Source organism: Bacillus sp. Au-Bac7, assembly GCF_021341655.1.
Classification (GTDB): Bacteria; Bacillota; Bacilli; order Bacillales; family Cytobacillaceae; genus Niallia.
In genome coordinates, this window is record NZ_JAJTTG010000005.1 from 122,505 (window position 1) to 141,472 (window position 18,968).

18 protein-coding genes are annotated in these 18,968 nt (G+C 40.3%); 5 read left to right on the plus strand and 13 right to left on the minus strand.

The window, feature by feature from the left end; genetic code table 11:
* Position 1 precedes the first annotated feature (1 nt).
* Positions 2-769: an alpha/beta hydrolase gene (locus LXM54_RS17525; protein ID WP_233316543.1), complete on the minus strand. Its 768-nt coding sequence runs from the start codon at positions 767-769 to the stop codon at positions 2-4.
* A 197-nt stretch (positions 770-966) separates the two neighbouring features.
* On the opposite strand from LXM54_RS17525, the gene LXM54_RS17530 reads away from it, so the two are divergent.
* Positions 967-1,506 (plus strand): hypothetical protein, encoded by a 540-nt coding sequence (locus LXM54_RS17530; RefSeq protein ID WP_233316544.1) that lies wholly within the window; start codon positions 967-969, stop codon positions 1,504-1,506.
* 55 nt (positions 1,507-1,561) lie between these two features.
* Here LXM54_RS17530 and cdaS read toward each other — a convergent pair whose 3' ends face one another.
* Positions 1,562-2,185: a sporulation-specific diadenylate cyclase CdaS gene (gene cdaS / locus LXM54_RS17535; protein WP_233316545.1), complete on the minus strand. Its 624-nt coding sequence runs from the start codon at positions 2,183-2,185 to the stop codon at positions 1,562-1,564.
* Between the two features lie 212 nt (positions 2,186-2,397).
* Between cdaS and LXM54_RS17540 the strand changes: the two genes are divergently transcribed.
* Positions 2,398-2,955 carry a hypothetical protein gene (locus LXM54_RS17540; protein WP_233316546.1) on the plus strand — a complete coding sequence of 186 codons (558 nt, stop codon included), beginning with the start codon at positions 2,398-2,400 and terminating at the stop codon, positions 2,953-2,955.
* Between the two features lie 10 nt (positions 2,956-2,965).
* On the opposite strand, the gene LXM54_RS17545 is transcribed toward LXM54_RS17540, so the two are convergent.
* The 4 genes from LXM54_RS17545 to LXM54_RS17560 all read right to left on the minus strand — a co-directional run bounded on the left by LXM54_RS17545 (position 2,966) and on the right by LXM54_RS17560 (position 6,920).
* Positions 2,966-4,039, minus strand: coding sequence for a nitric oxide synthase oxygenase (locus LXM54_RS17545; RefSeq protein WP_233316547.1), 1,074 nt, complete (start codon positions 4,037-4,039; stop codon positions 2,966-2,968).
* Positions 4,040-4,100: 61 nt separating this feature from the next.
* Positions 4,101-5,498: an aldehyde dehydrogenase gene (locus tag LXM54_RS17550; protein WP_233316548.1), complete on the minus strand. Its 1,398-nt coding sequence runs from the start codon at positions 5,496-5,498 to the stop codon at positions 4,101-4,103.
* 64 nt (positions 5,499-5,562) lie between these two features.
* Positions 5,563-6,327, minus strand: coding sequence for a type I 3-dehydroquinate dehydratase (aroD, locus tag LXM54_RS17555; protein WP_233316549.1), 765 nt, complete (start codon positions 6,325-6,327; stop codon positions 5,563-5,565).
* Between the two features lie 38 nt (positions 6,328-6,365).
* Positions 6,366-6,920, minus strand: coding sequence for a shikimate kinase (locus LXM54_RS17560; RefSeq protein ID WP_396953777.1), 555 nt, complete (start codon positions 6,918-6,920; stop codon positions 6,366-6,368).
* A 400-nt stretch (positions 6,921-7,320) separates the two neighbouring features.
* Here LXM54_RS17560 and katA point away from each other — a divergent pair, with 400 nt between their 5' ends.
* Positions 7,321-8,775: a catalase KatA gene (gene katA, locus LXM54_RS17565; protein WP_233316550.1), complete on the plus strand. Its 1,455-nt coding sequence runs from the start codon at positions 7,321-7,323 to the stop codon at positions 8,773-8,775.
* A gap of 169 nt (positions 8,776-8,944) precedes the next feature.
* On the plus strand, positions 8,945-9,799 hold the full coding sequence (locus tag LXM54_RS17570) for an aldo/keto reductase (RefSeq protein ID WP_233316551.1): 855 nt from the start codon (positions 8,945-8,947) through the stop codon (positions 9,797-9,799).
* 45 nt (positions 9,800-9,844) lie between these two features.
* Here LXM54_RS17570 and LXM54_RS28045 read toward each other — a convergent pair whose 3' ends face one another.
* Positions 9,845-9,976: a hypothetical protein gene (locus LXM54_RS28045; RefSeq protein WP_267913432.1), complete on the minus strand. Its 132-nt coding sequence runs from the start codon at positions 9,974-9,976 to the stop codon at positions 9,845-9,847.
* Positions 9,977-10,239: 263 nt separating this feature from the next.
* Between LXM54_RS28045 and LXM54_RS17575 the strand changes: the two genes are divergently transcribed.
* Positions 10,240-10,887, plus strand: a complete 648-nt coding sequence (locus LXM54_RS17575) for a GntR family transcriptional regulator (RefSeq protein WP_233316552.1) — start codon at positions 10,240-10,242, stop codon at positions 10,885-10,887.
* Between the two features lie 52 nt (positions 10,888-10,939).
* Here the strand turns inward: LXM54_RS17575 and LXM54_RS17580 are convergent, their stop codons facing one another.
* The 6 genes from LXM54_RS17580 to LXM54_RS17605 all read right to left on the minus strand — a co-directional run bounded on the left by LXM54_RS17580 (position 10,940) and on the right by LXM54_RS17605 (position 18,918).
* Positions 10,940-11,698 carry a MerR family transcriptional regulator gene (locus LXM54_RS17580; RefSeq protein WP_233316553.1) on the minus strand — a complete coding sequence of 253 codons (759 nt, stop codon included), beginning with the start codon at positions 11,696-11,698 and terminating at the stop codon, positions 10,940-10,942.
* Positions 11,699-11,840: 142 nt separating this feature from the next.
* Positions 11,841-12,554, minus strand: coding sequence for a GntR family transcriptional regulator (locus LXM54_RS17585; protein WP_233316554.1), 714 nt, complete (start codon positions 12,552-12,554; stop codon positions 11,841-11,843).
* Between the two features lie 240 nt (positions 12,555-12,794).
* Positions 12,795-14,186 carry a glycoside hydrolase family 1 protein gene (locus tag LXM54_RS17590; protein WP_233316555.1) on the minus strand — a complete coding sequence of 464 codons (1,392 nt, stop codon included), beginning with the start codon at positions 14,184-14,186 and terminating at the stop codon, positions 12,795-12,797.
* 48 nt (positions 14,187-14,234) lie between these two features.
* On the minus strand, positions 14,235-15,209 hold the full coding sequence (locus LXM54_RS17595) for an aldo/keto reductase family protein (RefSeq protein ID WP_233316556.1): 975 nt from the start codon (positions 15,207-15,209) through the stop codon (positions 14,235-14,237).
* 176 nt (positions 15,210-15,385) lie between these two features.
* Entirely contained in the window at positions 15,386-17,167 is a 1,782-nt protein-coding gene (locus tag LXM54_RS17600) for an ABC transporter ATP-binding protein (protein ID WP_233316557.1), read from the minus strand.
* Entirely contained in the window at positions 17,167-18,918 is a 1,752-nt protein-coding gene (locus LXM54_RS17605) for an ABC transporter ATP-binding protein (protein WP_233316558.1), read from the minus strand. Before LXM54_RS17605 ends, LXM54_RS17600 begins: the two co-directional genes overlap by 1 nt.
* Between the last annotated feature and the right edge of the window lie 50 nt (positions 18,919-18,968).

Here is an 18,968-nt window from a genome sequence, read left to right on the forward strand (position 1 = left end):
GTCATTTCCTTAAAGGAAGCCACTCAAGCACATCCTGAATTTTTTTATCCCAATATCCCCATTCATGTTCTCCTGGAGAGAATTCATACGTATAGTCAAATGCAGTATGTTCACAAGCCTGCTTAAACCGCTTATTATCTTCAAATAGAAAGTCCTCTGTGCCGCAGCATTGGTAAAGGGAAGGTTTCACGTTCTGATCCTTTACCTTTTCTACAAGAGAAAATAGATCATGCTCTGTCCCTCTAATGCTGTTTTCTCCAAAGATAAGCTGATAAAGGCCACCTTCTGATCTATCTTGAAGTGTTTCTACATCCATTGCACCTGAAAGGCTGGCTGCTGCGATAAAACTATCGGGCTTATTCAGAGCCCATTTGAATGCTCCATAGCCGCCCATCGACAGGCCTGCCACAAAATTATCTTCCCTTGCTTCTGATAAAGGAAAAAAAGACCTTGCGACCATAGGCAGCTCCTCTGTCAAAAAAGTCCAATATTTGTTGCCGTAAGCCATATTTGTATAAAAACTTCTGTCAACCTGCGGCATAACTACTGCTAAGCCAAGGGGTGCCGCATAGCGCTCAATAGATGTCCTTCTTGTCCATATCGTGTGGTCATCACTCAGCCCGTGAAGTAAATAGAGTGTCTGGTGCTTATTCCCGCTGACAGTATTTTTCATGCCAATTTGTGCGTTTGTTTCCTGCGGCAGAATTACTGTCATCGAAGTGCTCAATTGCAAGCTTTCAGAGAAAAAATCACATTTAATCAATGCCATATTGCCTGTCACCTCTCCTATTATTTAAACGCTTTCACATAAGGGAATTATAGCCGTTTTTTTCCTGTTTGGGAATTCATCTGCTCTTTCCATCCCTTTCCTAAAAGAGAAATACAAGCAGGCTTAATTAAACATATTTTTTTCTGTTTTTGCAAAAGCTAAAACAGAATCCTTATCGTTATGAAGGAGAGAAAAATGTGGACATAAATTGGTATATACTGTGTGCGGCAATTCTGTCAGGGGCAGCAGGATGTACACTCGTGCTTTGGAAAAAGTTCCAGTACTATAAAACAACCCTTCTCATTCATGCGGTGCTTTCCATCCTGCTTTGTTTATTCTTTTATTTTAATGGCTTTTACCGCTATGCACTTCCCGTCAGCTATATTCTGCCAGCTGTCGTAATAAATTTCGGGCTGTTTATTACATTTCTAATTCGATTTGAACCGAAGGGAGATACATTCCGCTTCTATTTTGTCTTAATTACCTGGACCTTCAGCCTTGAAATTGTGCTGGAATACTTCGGCTTTATCCGTTTTAGAAATGGCTGGGATTTTTGGGATTCTTACAGCCTTTATTGGATTTATGCAAGAATATTTAGTCATATCGGCAAACGATTGGTCCCGATGGATGGAAGAACACCTGTCAATATTTCCAACCGAGGATTTCGTACTCTTTATTACATGACCATCTTCTTTTTCTTTATCGGACTGTTAATCTTGCTCCGAACTGCTGCCTAACATGCTAAAAGCACAGCAAAAAAAGCTTGAACAAAACGCTTCAAGCTTTTCATCACTACATAAAGGTACTTGTTTGGACAGGAAAGAGCTGACCGTCAATGGAGAAGGAGATTCTCCCTGTTTCTTCTGAAACAACGATAACCAATGCATCTGTCTGCTCTGTAATGCCGATAGCTGCTCTATGTCTTGTACCGAGTTTATCTTTCCCATTATAAAATTGAGACGTAGGAAAAATATTAGCAGCCGACACAATCATATCTTTATCAATCAATACACCGCCATCATGTAGCGGGTTCCCTGGATAGAAAATGGCTTCAAGTAGGTTGGAAGACAGTTGTGCATTTAAGGTAATCCCGGAATGGACGAAATCCTCTAAATTATCCTTTCTTTTCATAGCAATCAGCGCACCATGCCGCTTCTCCGAAAATTGCTGGGCAGATGCCGTAAGCATCTCCATATAATCTGTGAACGGCTCCAAATAGGATTGCAAATAGTAAGAGGCTGCGAAGCTGTGAATGCTTTTAAACTGCTTGTTCATTTTTTCAAAATCATTTAAAACACAGCAATCTCGTTCACCAATGGAGTCATACAGGCTATGGAGATTTGCTAATAGAGAATGCAAATCTGCTTTAAGCTGACTCTTAATAAAAAGCGGCATATTCATATCCTCTGCAGACAAGCTAACACTCCTTTTTCCTCATGCTCCTTTTTCTATACTATTTCCACTCTATTGCCTTTCTATTCAGCAGCTGCTTGTTGGTGAAGGAATGAAATTCTCCTAATAAATTTGGTTTTTTAGCATATTTACCTTTCTTATGAAGGATTTTCCACTCTATTAGCGAAATGATAGACAAGACATAACGAAACATCAACATAAGGGGTTGATTTAGATTGCAATGGAAAAAAATGATTATCTGGCTTATCGGGATAGTGATTGGCATTGGGGGGTTGACTGCCTCCGTCGTTTTCGCTGTCTTGATATTCTTAGAAAAAGATAAACCTTTAGAATCAAAGAGTGAAAAGCCTGCCGTGAGTGCAGCTTCTTCTCAGTCGGCAGGGTCAGAAGATATGAGCACAGAACCAGTCCATGAACCAATGGATGAAAGCATCGTTACATTGGCTGACGGCTCAAGCGGCCATGACTTTATCTCTGATTGGCATGATTTCTATAATGAAACACTAGGCTGGGGTAAACTTGAGACAGCGGATTATACAGAACAAAAAGAAGCGGCAGAAAGCATACTGTCCCAAGCTGAGAATATGGTCATTAATAACAGTCAAATCTCTGCTGATTTAGACCTTATTAAAGAAGCGGCAAACCTTGTAGCAGCAAACGACAATCGAGATGCTATGCGCAGCCTCCATCGATACTTTCACGACTTAGACATATATTTTAATGGCTACGATTATACCCAAACTTTTGGTGTTACTTCCTTTAAAGGAGAATAACGAACAATGCCTAATTTTTTCGCCTGTTGAAGAAATTAGGCTTTTTTATTTCATTGTTATAGCGTTTATGAAAGATGTGCGTCGCAGCAGGAGACAGAGGCGGAATCAGCCAAGCCCAATTTCCAGTTATATCCCGGCCTGCCTCCTCCTCCTTGCCTTCAAATATTTTAAACTGCTGTGCCGCTGTATGATGATCAACAATGGTCACACCTAATTGCCGAAATGATTCCAAAACGGCAATATTCAATTCGACAAGCGCCTTGTCTTTCCATAAAGAGGCAGACTTTTTCGTTTGAAGTCCCATTGCTTCCCCAATAGCTGGAAGCATATTATAACGGTTTTCATCAGCAAGGTTTCTTGCGCCGATTTCTGTTCCCATATACCAGCCGTTAAATGGGGCTGCAGTATAAGAAATGCCGCCAATCTCCAGCCTCATGCTCGAAATGATCGGCACAGCATACCACTGCAGCTCTAAGTCGGCGAACCAGCTATATTCCGGATGGCAGATGGGCACTTGTAATACAAGCTCTGCCGGGATTTCAACCAGCTTCGGTTTATTTTGATTGATTTGCACGACGAGCGGCAATATATCAAAATTCGTTCCCTGCCCTTTCCAGCCAAGTGTCTCACAGTATTCTGTAAAGGAGATGGAATCAGGATCTCCTACTATTCCATATTTTGTATTATAGCCAGCATAACGAAGCAATTGATGATTCAAAATATGGAAAGACTCGCCTGCTTTCTCTTGCGGAAATACAGTGATAGTCGGCCTTATTTTTCCCCCATTAGTTGCATACTCCATATGTTCAAATAATGAATTAATCATTTCCTCTTCCGATCGTACAGATCTCCTATCGATTACATGGAGATTCTTCCAAAATAATCTGCCGATACAGCGATTGCTGTTTCTCCAGGCAAGCATTGCACCATATGCCAGTTCTTCATATGTATGCTCATAGTATCCTTGGGATAAAATTTGCGATTTTATTTCTGCCAATCTACCTTCAATCCGATCATTTTGCTCCCATTCAGAGTAGCATAATTGAATAAAGGCTGAAGCTTCCTCGAATAAATCAATTTCCAACGAAAGTCCTCCTGTTTTAAAAAGTCTTTTTTATATTTTACAATTTTATGGAGAAAAACCATCATTTCAAAAACCGTCGGACAAGCTTGAGCTGCTGATCTGTATATGGAGGAAAGAGGTCTGTCATCTTTAAGCTTTTTCCCCTTTTTAAAACACTTCTCTTATGGGAAAAAGCCTCAAAGCTGTAGATACCATGATAGGAACCAATACCTGAGGTTCCAACGCCTCCGAACGGCAAATTAGGATTTGCCAAATGTGTCAGTGTATCATTTATGCTGACACCGCCAGATGGGACAGTGTTTAGCCAATACTCTTCCTCCATCTTATTTTGTGTGAAAATATACATCGCGAGAGCCTTTGGCATGCTTGTTACCTTTTTTACTGCTGCCCTTTTTTCTGAATAGCCGATAATCGGCAAGATTGGTCCAAAGATTTCATCCTGCATGGAAGGTGAATCCCAGTCAGCACTTATTATTGTTGGCTCAAGGAACCTTTCGTCTTCCTTCCCGCCACCGCCATGCACAATGCTTCCTTCTTCCGCTTTCATAATTTGCTGAAGCCGCGCAAAATGCCTCATATTAACAATTCTTCCGAAATGCTCACTTCTTTCAACTGATTCTCCATAAAAACGAGTTATCGTCTTTTTCATTTCCTCGATAAGTTCATCCTTTATACGTTCATGTGCTAACACATAATCTGGAGCGACACAGGTTTGTCCTGCATTGACTGTCTTTCCCCATATAATCTTGTCAGCAGCCAGCTTTATATCTGCCGTTTCATCAACAATTGCCGGACTTTTGCCTCCTAATTCTAACGTTACAGGAACGAGGTTTTCTGCGGCTGCCTTCATAACAAGCTTCCCAACAGCTGGACTTCCCGTAAAAAATATATAATCGAATTTCCCTTGAAGGAGTGCCTTGTTCGTTTCTACTCCTCCTTCGACTATACACACAAAACTTGGATCAAATGTGGCTGAAATCATTTCTGTTACAGTCTTTGCTACAGCAGGTACTAGTTCGGACGGTTTTAAGACAGCACAGTTTCCTGCTGCGATTGCGCCAATGAGCGGTTCAATCAGAAGCTGAAACGGATAGTTGAAGGGACCAATAATCAGCACTGTGCCATACGGCTCGTGACGGATATAGCTTTTGGCTGGAAAAAGCGCTATTGGCGAGCTTACTTTTTTTATTTTTGTCCATTTTGATAAGTTTTTTATCGTATAGGTGATGCTTTGCAATACAAAGCCTATTTCTGTTGCATAGGACTCAAATGGATGCTTGCCTAAATCTGATTGCAAAGCATCTATAAGCTTTCCTTCATTATCAAGAATAGCCTGCCGTAATTTTTTAAGCTGGTTTATTCGGAAGCTAACATCTAATGTTTGTTTTGTTTCAAAAAACTCTTTACTCTTTTTTATGATTTCTTCCACTTCATACAATTCAATGTCTTTTTCGTTCATATCAGGTCCCTTTCTGAAATTAGATTATAAAAAAAGGAGAATCCTTAACAGATTCTCTATGTTGTCATATGCTGTCATGCAAGATAGCCATTGCTTGTTTTAATTTCCCGATCGGTATTTGTCCAGGAGCAGAGGCTTTTTTTGCGGCGCCAAATGTAAGAGCCGAACCAAAAGCTTCGCCGGCAATACGGCTTATAGCTCCTTGTCCTCCCATTGACATAGCTATGATTGGTCTGTCCGCATATTTCTCTTTCATCGTATTTACTGCATCCAACAGTGTAATCACATCTTGCATGCTTTGCGGCATGAGTGCAATCTTAGGCAGGTCCCCGCCCAATTCCTGTGCCTTTTTCAGCCGGGCAATGATTTCTTCTTTCGCCGGTGTCTGACCAAAATCATGATTGGAAAGGATGACCGCAACTTGGTGGTCATGAGCAAACTTAATAAGCTCCACTACATCTTCTTCTTGCCCAAACAGCTCCACATCTATTAAATCAGCAGCTCCTGAACTTGCTGCCGCTTTATTTATCATACTATAAGCTTCCCGCTCAATCTCTCTTTCGCCGCCTTCCTTCTTGCTTCGGAAGGTAAAAACAAGAGGCGTATCACCGATCCAATTTCTAATATATGTGAGCGTACGAAGTACTTCGTTTACATCGTCTCCATTTTCAAAAAAGTCAACGCGCCATTCAATTACATCGACTCCTTCGCTCATCAAAAATTCTGCTTCTTCCTTAAGCTGGCTTGCTGTTTCACCAATTAATGAAACACAGATTTTGGGTATGCCTTCACCGATTGTAACAGCTCTAATTTTTAACGGTCTAACCATTTATGCACCTCTATTGTTATTGTTGATCTTCGTTTTAATTACCTTGGTTCATATAAATCCCAAGCATATTTTAAAGAATCAACAATATAATCTGCAATTTCTTCCATATCCTTGCTGTCTGTATCTACCTTCGAATGGTGGTCAGCATAAATTTGTTTCCTGCTGTTGAACAGCTCCTCCATATCATCAAGCGATTTATCCTTAAGGACAGGTCTGCTGTCAATGATAAGATTAATTCGATCCTTCCAAGAATCCCAAGATAGGTCTAGATGGATAACAATACAGTTGTCTAAGCAAGCCTGCTTAATTTCTTCCTGCAAGAAGGAACCGCCGCCAAGTGAAAGAACAAGGAGCTTTTTTTTGCTCAGCTCTGTCACCACTTGCTTTTCTTTTTCTCTGAATGCTTTTTCTCCAACCTGTTCGAAGATTTTTGAAACAGGCATGCCATACTCTTCTTCAATAACATGATCTACATCCAAAAAGTCGCGATACAGCTTTTTGGCAACTATCTTCCCTATACTTGTTTTGCCAACGCCCATAAAGCCAATGAAAACTACACTTTTTTCCCTTAATGGTACCCGATTGTTTTCCAAGATGATGCCTCCTACTATTTTCGTGACAGCAAAATATTTTTTACGTCGTATTCTACTACTCATTATAAAATAATTATAGGGCTAATCCTAGTTTATTCTTCTGAATATTCTATTGTCTGCATGCATACATATGATTGATTGGATGATGATGAAAAGAACTGCCTCTTTCTCAATCGTTGTAAAATTTTCTCCTTTATCATTCAATTCCCTGTAATAGCTGTTCTATTTTCTCTGCTGTGTAACCCCTTCCTTTCTTATCATTACAAGAATCTTTCATTTTAGCATTCTATCATTCAAAAAAAGTTATTTATAATAATTATAAAATAGTATTGATTTTTTAATTATAGATGATATTATTATGTACATAAGATAAAGAACCAACAAATTATGAGGTGATTATATGTCAAACAATAAACTAACTACTAGCTGGGGTGCACCAGTAGGAGACAACCAAAACTCTATGACTGCTGGCGACCGCGGACCAACATTAATCCAAGATGTTCATTTGCTTGAGAAATTAGCTCATTTTAACAGAGAACGTGTACCTGAGCGTGTTGTTCACGCAAAAGGAGCTGGCGCACACGGCTACTTCGAAGTGACAAATGACTTAACAAAATATACAAAAGCTAACTTCCTTAATGAAGTAGGTAAAAGAACTCCAATGTTCATTCGCTTCTCTACAGTTGCAGGTGAGCTAGGTTCTGCTGATACAGTTCGTGACCCACGCGGTTTCGCTGTTAAGTTTTATACAGAAGAAGGTAACTATGATATCGTTGGTAACAATACGCCTGTATTCTTTATCCGTGATGCAATCAAGTTCCCTGACTTTATTCATACACAAAAAAGAGATCCAAAAACACATTTGAAAAACCCTACTGCAGTTTGGGATTTCTGGTCTCATTCACCAGAATCACTGCACCAAGTTTCAATCTTGATGTCTGACCGCGGTATCCCTGCAACACTTCGCCATATGCATGGTTTCGGAAGCCATACCTTTAAATGGGTAAACAAAGAAGGCGAAGCTGTTTGGGTGAAATATCACTTCAAGACAGAGCAAGGTGTGAAAAATCTTGATGTTGCAACTGCAGCAAAATTAGCTGGTGAAAACCCAGATTATCATACAGAAGATTTATTCAATGCTATTGAAGCTGGCGACTTCCCTGCTTGGACATTATATGTACAAATCATGCCTGTTGAAGATGCTAACACATACCGCTTCGATCCATTTGATGTAACAAAAGTATGGTCTCAAAAAGACTATCCATTAATTGAAGTTGGTCGCATGGTGCTTAACCGCAACCCAGAAAACTATTTTGCTGAGGTTGAGCAAGCAACATTCTCACCTGGAACATTCGTACCAGGAGTTGAAGCATCACCAGATAAAATGCTTCAAGGCCGTCTGTTTGCATATGCTGATGCACACCGCTACCGTGTTGGTGTTAACCACAATGCACTTCCAATCAACCGTCCGCAAAGCCCTGTGAATAACTATCAACGTGATGGTCAAATGCGCTTTGACGGCAATGGCGGAGGCTCTGTATATTATGAGCCAAACAGCTTCAGCGGTCCTAAAGAATCTGCCGAGGACAAAACATCTTCATTCGCAGTTTCTGGAGTAGCTGACAGTGTTGCATATGATCACAATGACCATTACACACAAGCTGGCGATTTATACCGCTTATTATCAGAAGAAGAGCGTGCTAGATTGGTAGAAAACATTGTTGGTGCAATGAAACCAGTAGAATTAGAAGAAATCAAACTTCGTCAAATCGGACACTTCTACAAAGCAGATCCAGAATACGGAACACGCATTGCAGAAGGACTTGGCTTAGCTGTTCCTGAAGCAGTAAAATAATTAATTTCTCTCATATAAGCCCTTAACATTTATTTGTTAAGGGCTTTTTGCATTTTTTCTAAGTCAACTTAATACATATTCATTGAAAAAATCTGGTACAAGCTATACTCTTTAAATATGTAAGGGCTTTTAACATGGCCAATTTAAACCTTTAGAGGAGCTGATAAGATTGTCATTAACACTTAGCAGTACAAAAAAACTTAGCAATGGTGTAGAAATCCCTTATTTAGGCTTAGGAGTCTTTCTTGTGAAAGATCCTGCAGAATGTGAAAATGCAGTGAAAGCTGCGATTAAAAACGGCTACCGTTCCATTGATACGGCAACCCGGTATGAAAACGAAAGCTTCGTTGGCAATGCACTACAAGCAGTTGATGTGCCGAGGGAGGAATTATTCATTACAACAAAGGTATGGCTGAGCGACTTTGGCTATGAAGAAACGAAACAAGCACTGCGCCGATCATTGCAAGAAATGCAGCTTGAATATCTTGATCTTTATCTTATTCACTGGGCTGCTCCAAACTATGCCGAAACATGGCGGGCAATGGAGGATTTGTACGAGGAAGGACTTGTGAAGGCCATCGGTGTGTGTAACTTCCAAATTCACCATCTTGAAAAGCTTGCAGAAACGGCAAGAATTACACCGATGCTGAATCAGATTGAAACACATCCTTTATTCCAGCAAAAAGAATTACGCGAATATATGGAAAAGCATGGGATTGCACATGAAGCATGGGCACCGTTAGCTCAAGGCAGAGATGGACTTTTTGAAAATCCGACATTGCAAGGTATCGGAGATAAATACGGAAAATCAACAGCGCAAGTTATGCTAAGATGGCATCTTCAAAGAGATACAATCATCATTCCGAAGTCTGTTCATGAGCATCGCATTATTGAAAATGCCAATCTGTTCGACTTTACTTTAACTGATGAAGATATGAAAGCGATTGAGCAGCTTGATACTGGTTCACGTGTTTTCGGTGATCCTGATGATATTGAAAGATTAACTGCCTTACAGCAGCAATAAAAATAAAGAATGCAATGGCTAAAAAGCCGCTGCATTCTTTTTTTGCTATTCTACTGATTTTTTGTTCGTAGACGCCCACTGGTTATCAGTAGCTGTTTTTTCTTCTCTTTTACTTGTAACTTCTGCATTAGCTGCAGCCCATTGATTATTTGTTTTTGTCTTTTTTTCCTTCGCCATGATTTTGCCTCCCATGCTAATGATATAGTGATGCATAATTAGTATGAGATAAAAAAGAGCAGATTATGAACAATCACAAGCAATTTCGCAACAAACACAAACTACCATGTTCATCGCATATGTCTCCTAGATAAAGTTGCTGTTCTGTAAAGCAACTGGTGTCAGCATTTCAATTTTTCCATATTCTTTTACATGCACTTATTTAATTAAAATTTACTTGACCCTATTATGTGTCAAATTGAAAATTATGATATATTGTTTGTATGAAAAATATTTCTCAAATCAGCAGAATTTCCTTAAGAGATCAAGTATACCAACAGTTAAAGCAGGCCGTAATTCATCTCGAACTCGCCCCTGGCGAAAAGATCAGCGACAAGCTTCTTGCTGAACAATTCGGCGTCAGCAGGACACCAGTAAGAGAAGCGTTGAAAAGATTGGAGGATGAGGGACTAGTCATATCTTCTCCTGGTTCAGAAACAAAGGTTAGCTTGATTGACATTGAACAGGCTAAACATGCCTTTACAGTCGTTGCAGCCTTAAATGCTTTAGCTGCAAAACTCGCTCTGCCTTATTTAACGGAAGCACACTGCAAGGAACTAATCACCTTAAATGAAGATTTTGAAAAAGCAATAATGAAAGAAGATAAATATGAAGCAATTAAAAAAGACGATCAATTTCACTCTGTGCTATTGCATGCATCCAATAATCCAGAGATTGAAATGGCGCTTGAGCGCCTTCTTCCGAAAATTAGAAGACTTGAGTTGCTTAAATTTAATAAGGTGGACGGTCTTTCATCCATCCGCCAACATAACGAAATAATTGCCTGTCTCGAAAACGGAAACCACCAGGAGCTTTCAAAGCTTGTGGAAGAAAACTGGCTGAGTCTGGCATCCTACTTAACAAAAGTATAAAAAGACCAGATGATTGAAATACCTCAATCACGCTGGTCTTTTCGTTTACCCCTCATAAGCTAGTATAGTGGAGAATAGCATCTCTTAAAAAAACAGCCGCACCTTGTTCAACCTTATCGTAATAGGCAGTAAACCGCTCATCGTCCACATACATTCTGGCAAGATTAGCATGAGCTTCTTTGCTGTAGGAATTCCAATAAAACGTGAGCCAGCGCTTATGAAGCTCTGCAGTCCTTTGTGCTGCCGCACTTTGTGGATCTCCTGTTTTCATTGCTTCTTTTAATCTTTCCAACACCTCTTCCCCAAGCCTTTCTGCTTCTGTGAATTCGGCTTCTGTCATCTTCAGCAATTTCTTGTTAGACTGATCGATTGTGTCCTCCCCATACTTTTGTCGAAGCTCTTCGCCATACTTCTGTTCGTTTTCTTCGACCATTTTTTGCTTTAAACCTTCAAACCTGTCTTTATCGCTCATTCTCACTCTTCCTTTCGTCTCTTCTAACGTTTTGTCGACATTTTGAATAATCATGTCTATACGGTTTCGTTTTGCCAGGAGATTCGCCCTATGTTCCTCTAACGCTCCTTTAATATCAAAGGAAGGGGAAGAAATAATTTGTTTAATATCCTCTAAACTGACTTCAAGCTCTCGATAAATCAAGATTTGTTGAAGCAGCTCTACCTCTTTTTTTCCATATATACGGTAGCCTGATGAATTGACCCTTGCCGGCTTAAGCAGACCAATTTCATCATAATACCTTAATGTTCTGGTGCTGATTCCAGCTATTTGACTTAAGCTTTTAATCGTGTATTCCACTAAGCATCTCCTCCTGACTATTTCATCTTAAAGGTTTACGCAGCGTTAATGTAAATAGGTATTTTGAAAAAAATATTATAATTTTTATTTTATTATGGCACAAAAAAAAAAGGCCGGAAACCTCCAAAGCCTTTTAAATATTTCAGCGCTTAATATTTACTGTTGTTACCTCAAACTTATCATATCGATGCCTTGAAAAGGAATACTCGAACGGAACTCCATTGTTTAAAAAACCCACATGCTCTACTTCCAAGATAGGGTCATCCTTCATACATACAAGATGAGCTTGATCTAACTCATTGGACTTGCATGCCCGTATCTTACGATGTGAGCCGGCAATCGTGAGACCTAAGCTTTTCGTGATATGCTCATAAATGGAACCGTCCAATATCTCATCCGTAATGCCTGTAATAAGGGTTGTCGGCATATACGTTATCTCCATAACGTAAGGCTCCCCGTTTACAAGCCTTAACCGAATCAAATAGTAAACAGGTGTTTTCAGGTCGATAGCAAGATGTTCAGCAACGTCTTCTGATGGAAAACCAACTTCAAACTTAATGACCTTGCTTGTCACCTGCTGCCCCTCCATCAGTCTGGACAAACCTGTGACCTCATTGCTCAATACATTTACGCGGCTGTCTTGAATGGCTGATTTGACAATAAATGTGCCATGTCCTCTTTTCCGGTAAAGAAGCCCTTCAAGGACCAATGTGTCAAGCGCTCTTTTCATCGTCATCCTGCTGCAGGAAAACTCTTTCGAAAGAGTTATTTCATCAGGAATTGGCTGATCGAAAGCATAGTAGGACTCTTTAATTCTTTTCTTCATTTCTGCTGAGATTGCTTCGTACTTGTTCATGATGGAACCACCTTAAAAAATAGATAGTTATATTATAAATTTATTGGTTTGAAATTGTTAGCTATCCCAGTGTTTTTTTGAAAGATGGCTTTATAGTCCAGAATGGCGAAAACACATGTAAGGGATACGCTGCAGGGATTCACTGCTCCCGAGCAGCGTAAATCCTCCTGTAAGAAATTCTAGTAAAGGGCATCTTTCTTATTTCTGTCCAACTATTCTTCCAACCATTCATCAACTACATTATGATAATGAGACTGTTTCTGATTCCTCCAGATTTTCGCCGTTTGCTGCAATAACTTCTTTGTACCAGTTGAAGCTCTTCTTTTTGTAGCGTTTTAAGTCTCTTAAATCTGTCTCTCCTCTGTTGACGAATATAAAACCATAGCGCTTCTCGAATTGTCCGCCTGAGCTTATTAAGTCTGTCGAGCCCCATGTCAGGTAGCCGAACACTTCCACTCCTTCTTCCATCGCTAGCTTCATCTGTTTAATATGTTCTCGCAAATAATCGATGCGGTAATCATCTTCAACTGTGTTTTGCTCATTCAATTCTTCTCTAACGCCAATCCCGTTTTCTGTAATAAAAATCGGCAGCCTGTATCGCGCGTACATATCCTTCAGACTAACTCTAAAACCAATAGGGTCGATCGCCCAGCCCCATTCATTCGCCTTTAAGTTCGGGTTAGGCGTGATACCTGAAATGATTGCATCCTCTTTGACTTTCTCACTGCTGACAGTCTGACTTTGATAATAGCTGATACTAATATAATCAACAGTATTTTCTTTAAGAAGTTCTGCATCGCCTTCTTCAAAATGAGGCATAATGCCTTTTCGCTCAAGATTGCTTGTCACATAGCTTGGATATTCACCGTTTGCAAACACATCTAGATAGAAATCAACCAGCAGTTCTTTTGCTTTCATGTTGGCAATAACGTCTTCTGGAAGACAGCTGTTCGGGTATGTCGTCATATACGTGACCATTCCTGCCATTTGACCACCTGGCACAAGTTCATGCAGTGCTTTGACTGCTTTTGCATGTGCAATAAAGGAATTATGTGTAACTTGATAGCGCAACGCCTCTTCATTGTCTGCTTCATCAGTAGAAACGCCCCAAAATTGAAGATTTGTTAATACAAGATTCTGCTCATTAAATGTAAGCCAATATTTGACCTTTTCCCCATAACGGGCAAAGACTGTGCGTGCATATTTTTCGAACAGGTCAACAACCTTCCTTGATGCAAACCCGTTGTATTTTTGTGCAAGTTTTAGAGGAAGATCAAAATGATATAAAGTAATAACAGGCTGAATGCCGTTTGCAATCATTTCATCAAATAAATCATCATAGAATTGCAAGCCTTCCTCGTTCGGCTCTCCTTCTCCATCAGGGAAAATCCTTGCCCATGAAATGCTTGTACGATATGCATTAAAGCCCATTTCTTTAAAAAGAGCAATATCCTCCTTATAGCGGTGATAAAAATCAACTGCAGTTTTCCAATCAGACTGCCCCTCTTTCACAGGTCTTGCATCAACAATGGAAGGACCTTTTCCGCCCTCATCCCATGCACCTTCTGTCTGGAAGCTTGTCACCGCTCCACCCCATAAAAAGCCTTCAGGAATAACAGATTTCTTTGTCATATTAACCTCTCCTCTTCCTACTAGTTATTTTTATATGAAACTGCTAACTTACCAGATTGGCACAAAAGTATTGATTTCTTCCAGCACTGCTTCTATTTCCTCTAAAACAGAAGCGTTTAACTCTAGGCCGGATGCCTTCACATTTTCTTCTACCTGTCCAGGTCTGCTTGCCCCTATAATGGCTGAGCTGACATTAGGCTGTCTTAACACCCACGCTAATGCAAGCTGTGATAATTCCACTCCTAGACCATTCGCAATGGCTGAAAGTTTCTGAACACGTGTCAGCACTTCGTCATTCAAGTAGCTTGTAATCCATTTATTTGTTTCTTCATTTGCTGCACGGCTTTCAGATGGCACTTGCTCGTTCGGCTTGTATTTTCCTGTTAAAATACCTTGTGCAAGCGGGGAGAATACAACTTGGCCAATTCCCTCCTTCTCACTGACAGGAATCACTTCTTTCTCAATATAGCGGACCATCATATTGTAGATTGGCTGATTAGAGATGAGCGGTCTTAAATTCTTCTCTTTGGCAATATGTGCAGCATCGGTTATTTGCGCTGCCGTCCATTCGCTTACACCTGCATAAAGAATCTTTCCTTGTGCAGTTAGATCATCGAGTGCTCTTAAGCTCTCCTCTACCGGAGTTTCCGAGTCAAAGCGATGGAATTGATACAAATCTATATAGTCTACACCTAATCTCTTCAAGCTTGCATCACATTGCTCCATAATATGCTTTCTCGACAGTCCCCTGTCATTCGGACCATCTCCCATCGGGAAGAAAACCTTTGTTGCCAGCACGTAGCTTGAGCGGGAATAATCTTTTAATGCTTCCCCAAGGACTGTTTCTGCAGCTCCCTTATTATAAGCATTTGCCGTATCGAAAAAGTTGATGCCAAGATCATATGCCCTGTGAATACAAGCTATGGACTGCTCCTTTTCCACTGCGCTTCCATATGTAAGCCAGCTGCCTAGTCCAATTTCACTTACTCTTAAGCCAGAGTTTCCTAGTTTTCTGTACTTCATTTCTAATCACCCAACCTATTCGTTTTTTTTAGCCATGCTTATGTGAGAATCTGCCACAAATGTGACAGCTTCCCACAAAGTTTTAGATCATCAAATTAGAAACGCTTACAATTATATTATAAAGGGTTCAAAATAAATGTCTATACTTTATATAAATTAGAATAGACATTTAAGTTTCATCCTACTTCCAAAGATGTATGCTGAGACGTATAAAGATGCCAATATTGTCCTTTTCTTTCCATTAATTCATCATGTGTGCCTTCCTCTGCAATTCGTCCCTTATCAATGAACAAAATTCTTGTTGCACTTTGAATGGTAGAAAGGCGGTGAGCAATAATGAAGGACGTTCTTCCTGCAAGCAGTGTTCCTAAGCCTTTTTGGAGAGCAAGCTCTGTTTCTGTATCAATGGAAGAAGTTGCTTCATCTAATATTAAAATTCTTGGGTCTGCCAGCAGTGCTCTTGCAAAGGAAATAAGCTGCCTTTGTCCTGCAGAAAGCCTTGTTCCTCGCTCATTTACCTCTGTTTCATAGCCATCCTTTAATGTCATAATGAAAGCATCGGCCTGAACCGCTTTTGCTGCTTCTATTACTTCCTCATCGCTTGCATCGAGACGTCCGTAGCGGATATTATCCATAATTGTTCCCGAAAAGATAAACGGATCCTGAAGCATAATGCCCATTTGCCTTCTGAGTGAAGGGATTGTTACTGTGCTGATATCCACCCCGTCTATTTTAATTTTGCCTCCATTCAAGTCATAGAAGCGGCTGATTAAACTAACAATGGATGTTTTCCCAGATCCTGTCGCCCCGACAAGCGCAATCGTCTCTCCAGGCTCAGCCCTGAAATGCACATCCTTCAAAACCCTTTCCTCTCCTTCATAACCAAACTCAACATGCTCAAACTCGACTTTTCCGTTAATTTGCTGAAGCACTTTTCCATCTGGATTATTGCGCACTGTCGGCTTTTCATCCATCATTTCAAAAATTCGCTCCAAATAAGCCATTGCATTAATGATTGCATTATAGAAGTTGCCGATATTGGAGATCGGCGTCCAGAACATCCAAATATATCCGACGAACGCTACTAAAGCACCGACGGTTACTCCTTGCCCAATCATCGAAATCCCTGCAACATAGATGAAAGATACTGTCAAAACAGAGATGTTTTCAATCGATGGCCAAAGAAGAAACTGAATATAGACAGCTTTCATCCATGACTTTTTGTAGCCTTTAGATACATCTTCAAAGATTTTCTTGTTCTCTTCCTCCCTTGCGAATGCTTGGGTTACCTTCATGCCATTGATGCTTTCATGGATATAGGCGTTCATATTAGACTGTTTATTGCTTAAGTCCTGCCAAGCCTTGCGTTGAGCATTTTTTATAAAAAAGATAACAATGGCTAACAGAGGGAAACCAACCATTGCATAAATAGCCAAACGTACGTCGATGGCAAACATAAACCCGATAATGACAATCAAGCTAAATATATCCGTAATCAAGTTGATAAGCCCATTAGAAAGAAGATCACTAAGTGAATTCACATAATTGACGACCCGCACCAATATTTTTCCGTGGGGACGATTATCATAAAAGGAAAAGGACAGTGATTGAATATGTGTAAACAAGTCCTTGCGAATGGTCTTAATAACATCCTGACCAATCTGGGCCATCATCCTGATCCGGTACTTCATACAAATTCCTGTGATAATCAGCGCTCCTAAATATATACCTGCAAGCAGCGACAGTCCGCCGATATTCCCTTCTGGAATTTCTTTATCGATTGCCTGCTTGATGAGATAAGGACCAATTAGGTTAGCACCGCTTGCCACAAGCATGATAAGAATCGTGACGATGATTTTTTTCTTATATGGCTTTATATAACCAAACAAGCGCTTTAGATGAGCAAAACTAAACGGGGTTTCTAACTCCTCATCCACATCGAACTTATTCCGTGCCACTAGATCACATCCTCATCTCTGTGCTTTTGTTCGAAGTTTCCATATTGATTTTTATACACATTAAAGTAATAACCCTTCTTCCGCAGGAGTTCATCATGTGTGCCTCGCTCCATAATTGCGCCATTATTCATCACCAGTATTTGATCTGCATCTTTTACAGAAGAAATTCTATGGGCAATGATAAAGCATGTTTTGTTTTTTTGAATAGATTTCAATGTTTGCTGAATTCGGTGCTCTGTTTCCATGTCAAGGCTTGATGTTGTATCATCAAGAATCAGGATGGACGGATCTTTTAAGATAGCTCTTGCCAGTGCAATCCGCTGCCTTTGTCCGCCAGACAGTCCGACACCTCTTTCCCCGACAATGGTGTCATAGCCTTCTGGCAAATCTTTAATAAAATCATGGGCATCTGCTAATTTTGCAGCAAGTTTAACTGCTTCATTAGATGTATTGGGATCACCGTAAGCAATATTGCCTTCAATCGTATCAGAAAACAGGAAGATATCTTGCATAACCATTGCCATTCCTGTGCGGAGCTGCTGCAGCTCCCAGTCCTTCACATTTCTGCCGTCAATCTTGACCTCACCGCTTGTCGCATCATAAAAGCGGCTAAGCAAATTAACCATTGTTGACTTGCCTGCTCCTGTCGGTCCAATGATGGCTAGTGTTTGACCTGGCTTCACTTTAAAGCTGATATCCTTCAAGATGGGTTCCTCTCCATAGCTAAAGGACACCTTATTAAACTCCACGACGCCTTTATAGTCGCCAATTGGAACAACGTTATCGAGACTGGCTATTTTTGGCTTTGTCTCTAGGAGATCCTCCACCTTTTCGGCAGATGCTATAAAGCGCTGTACATCATTTAGCAGCCAGCCAGCCATTTTCATTGGGTTGCTTAACGCCCATATGAATGAATTAAACATTACTAGCTCTCCAAATGTGAGTGTGCCTTTAATAACCATCACACCACCGGCAAAAATCATCAGCACTGTCAGCACACCAGCCAAGGAATCCAAAATCGGCAAATATTTTTCCCAAATTTTTGATGATTTTAAGTTCTTATCTTTAAATCCTTCATTGGCAATCGAAAATTTAGCGATTTCATAATCTTCTTTCGCAAAAGCCTTTACTACCCTGTTTCCACTGATATTCTCTTGAACGACTGAATTTAATTTCGCAAACTGGTTGCGAATCTCCGTAAAGGTCGGCCGGACATCCCTTGTCAGCCTGAAAGCGAAGAAGCCAATCACTGGTGTTACAATCAGGAGAGTAAGCGCCAAGGGCGGATGTATATAAAACATAAAGGCAACTGCAAACAGTAAAATGGTGGCGTTTTCAAAAATCATGTAAATCGTCCATGCTGTGAAATGCCTGACCGCTTCCATATCCCCTGTCATTCTTGCCATAATATCGCCTGTTTTAGTACGGTCGTAAAAGCTGAAATCCAATCTGTGCAGGCGGTCATACAATTGTTCTCGTATATTGTAAATAACATTTTGTGAAACATTCTCAAAAATCATCTGATACGTATAGCGGATTATCGTCCTAATAAATGTTCCAGCAATCATGATACCAAGTATCGGCCACAGCAAATGAAGCTGCTTGCCATACATAACATCATCCACCATCTTCCCAGCCAAATAAGGGTTTAACACACTTAAAGCTGATACGATGACTGCGCAAAAAAGGCCGATAGCTATCTTAAGACGATAAGTATGTAGAAACCCCCATATCCATCGCAGACTATGCATCTAGTCGGCTCCCCCTTCTATCTTTTTTTCCTTTACAGCAGCATGTATTT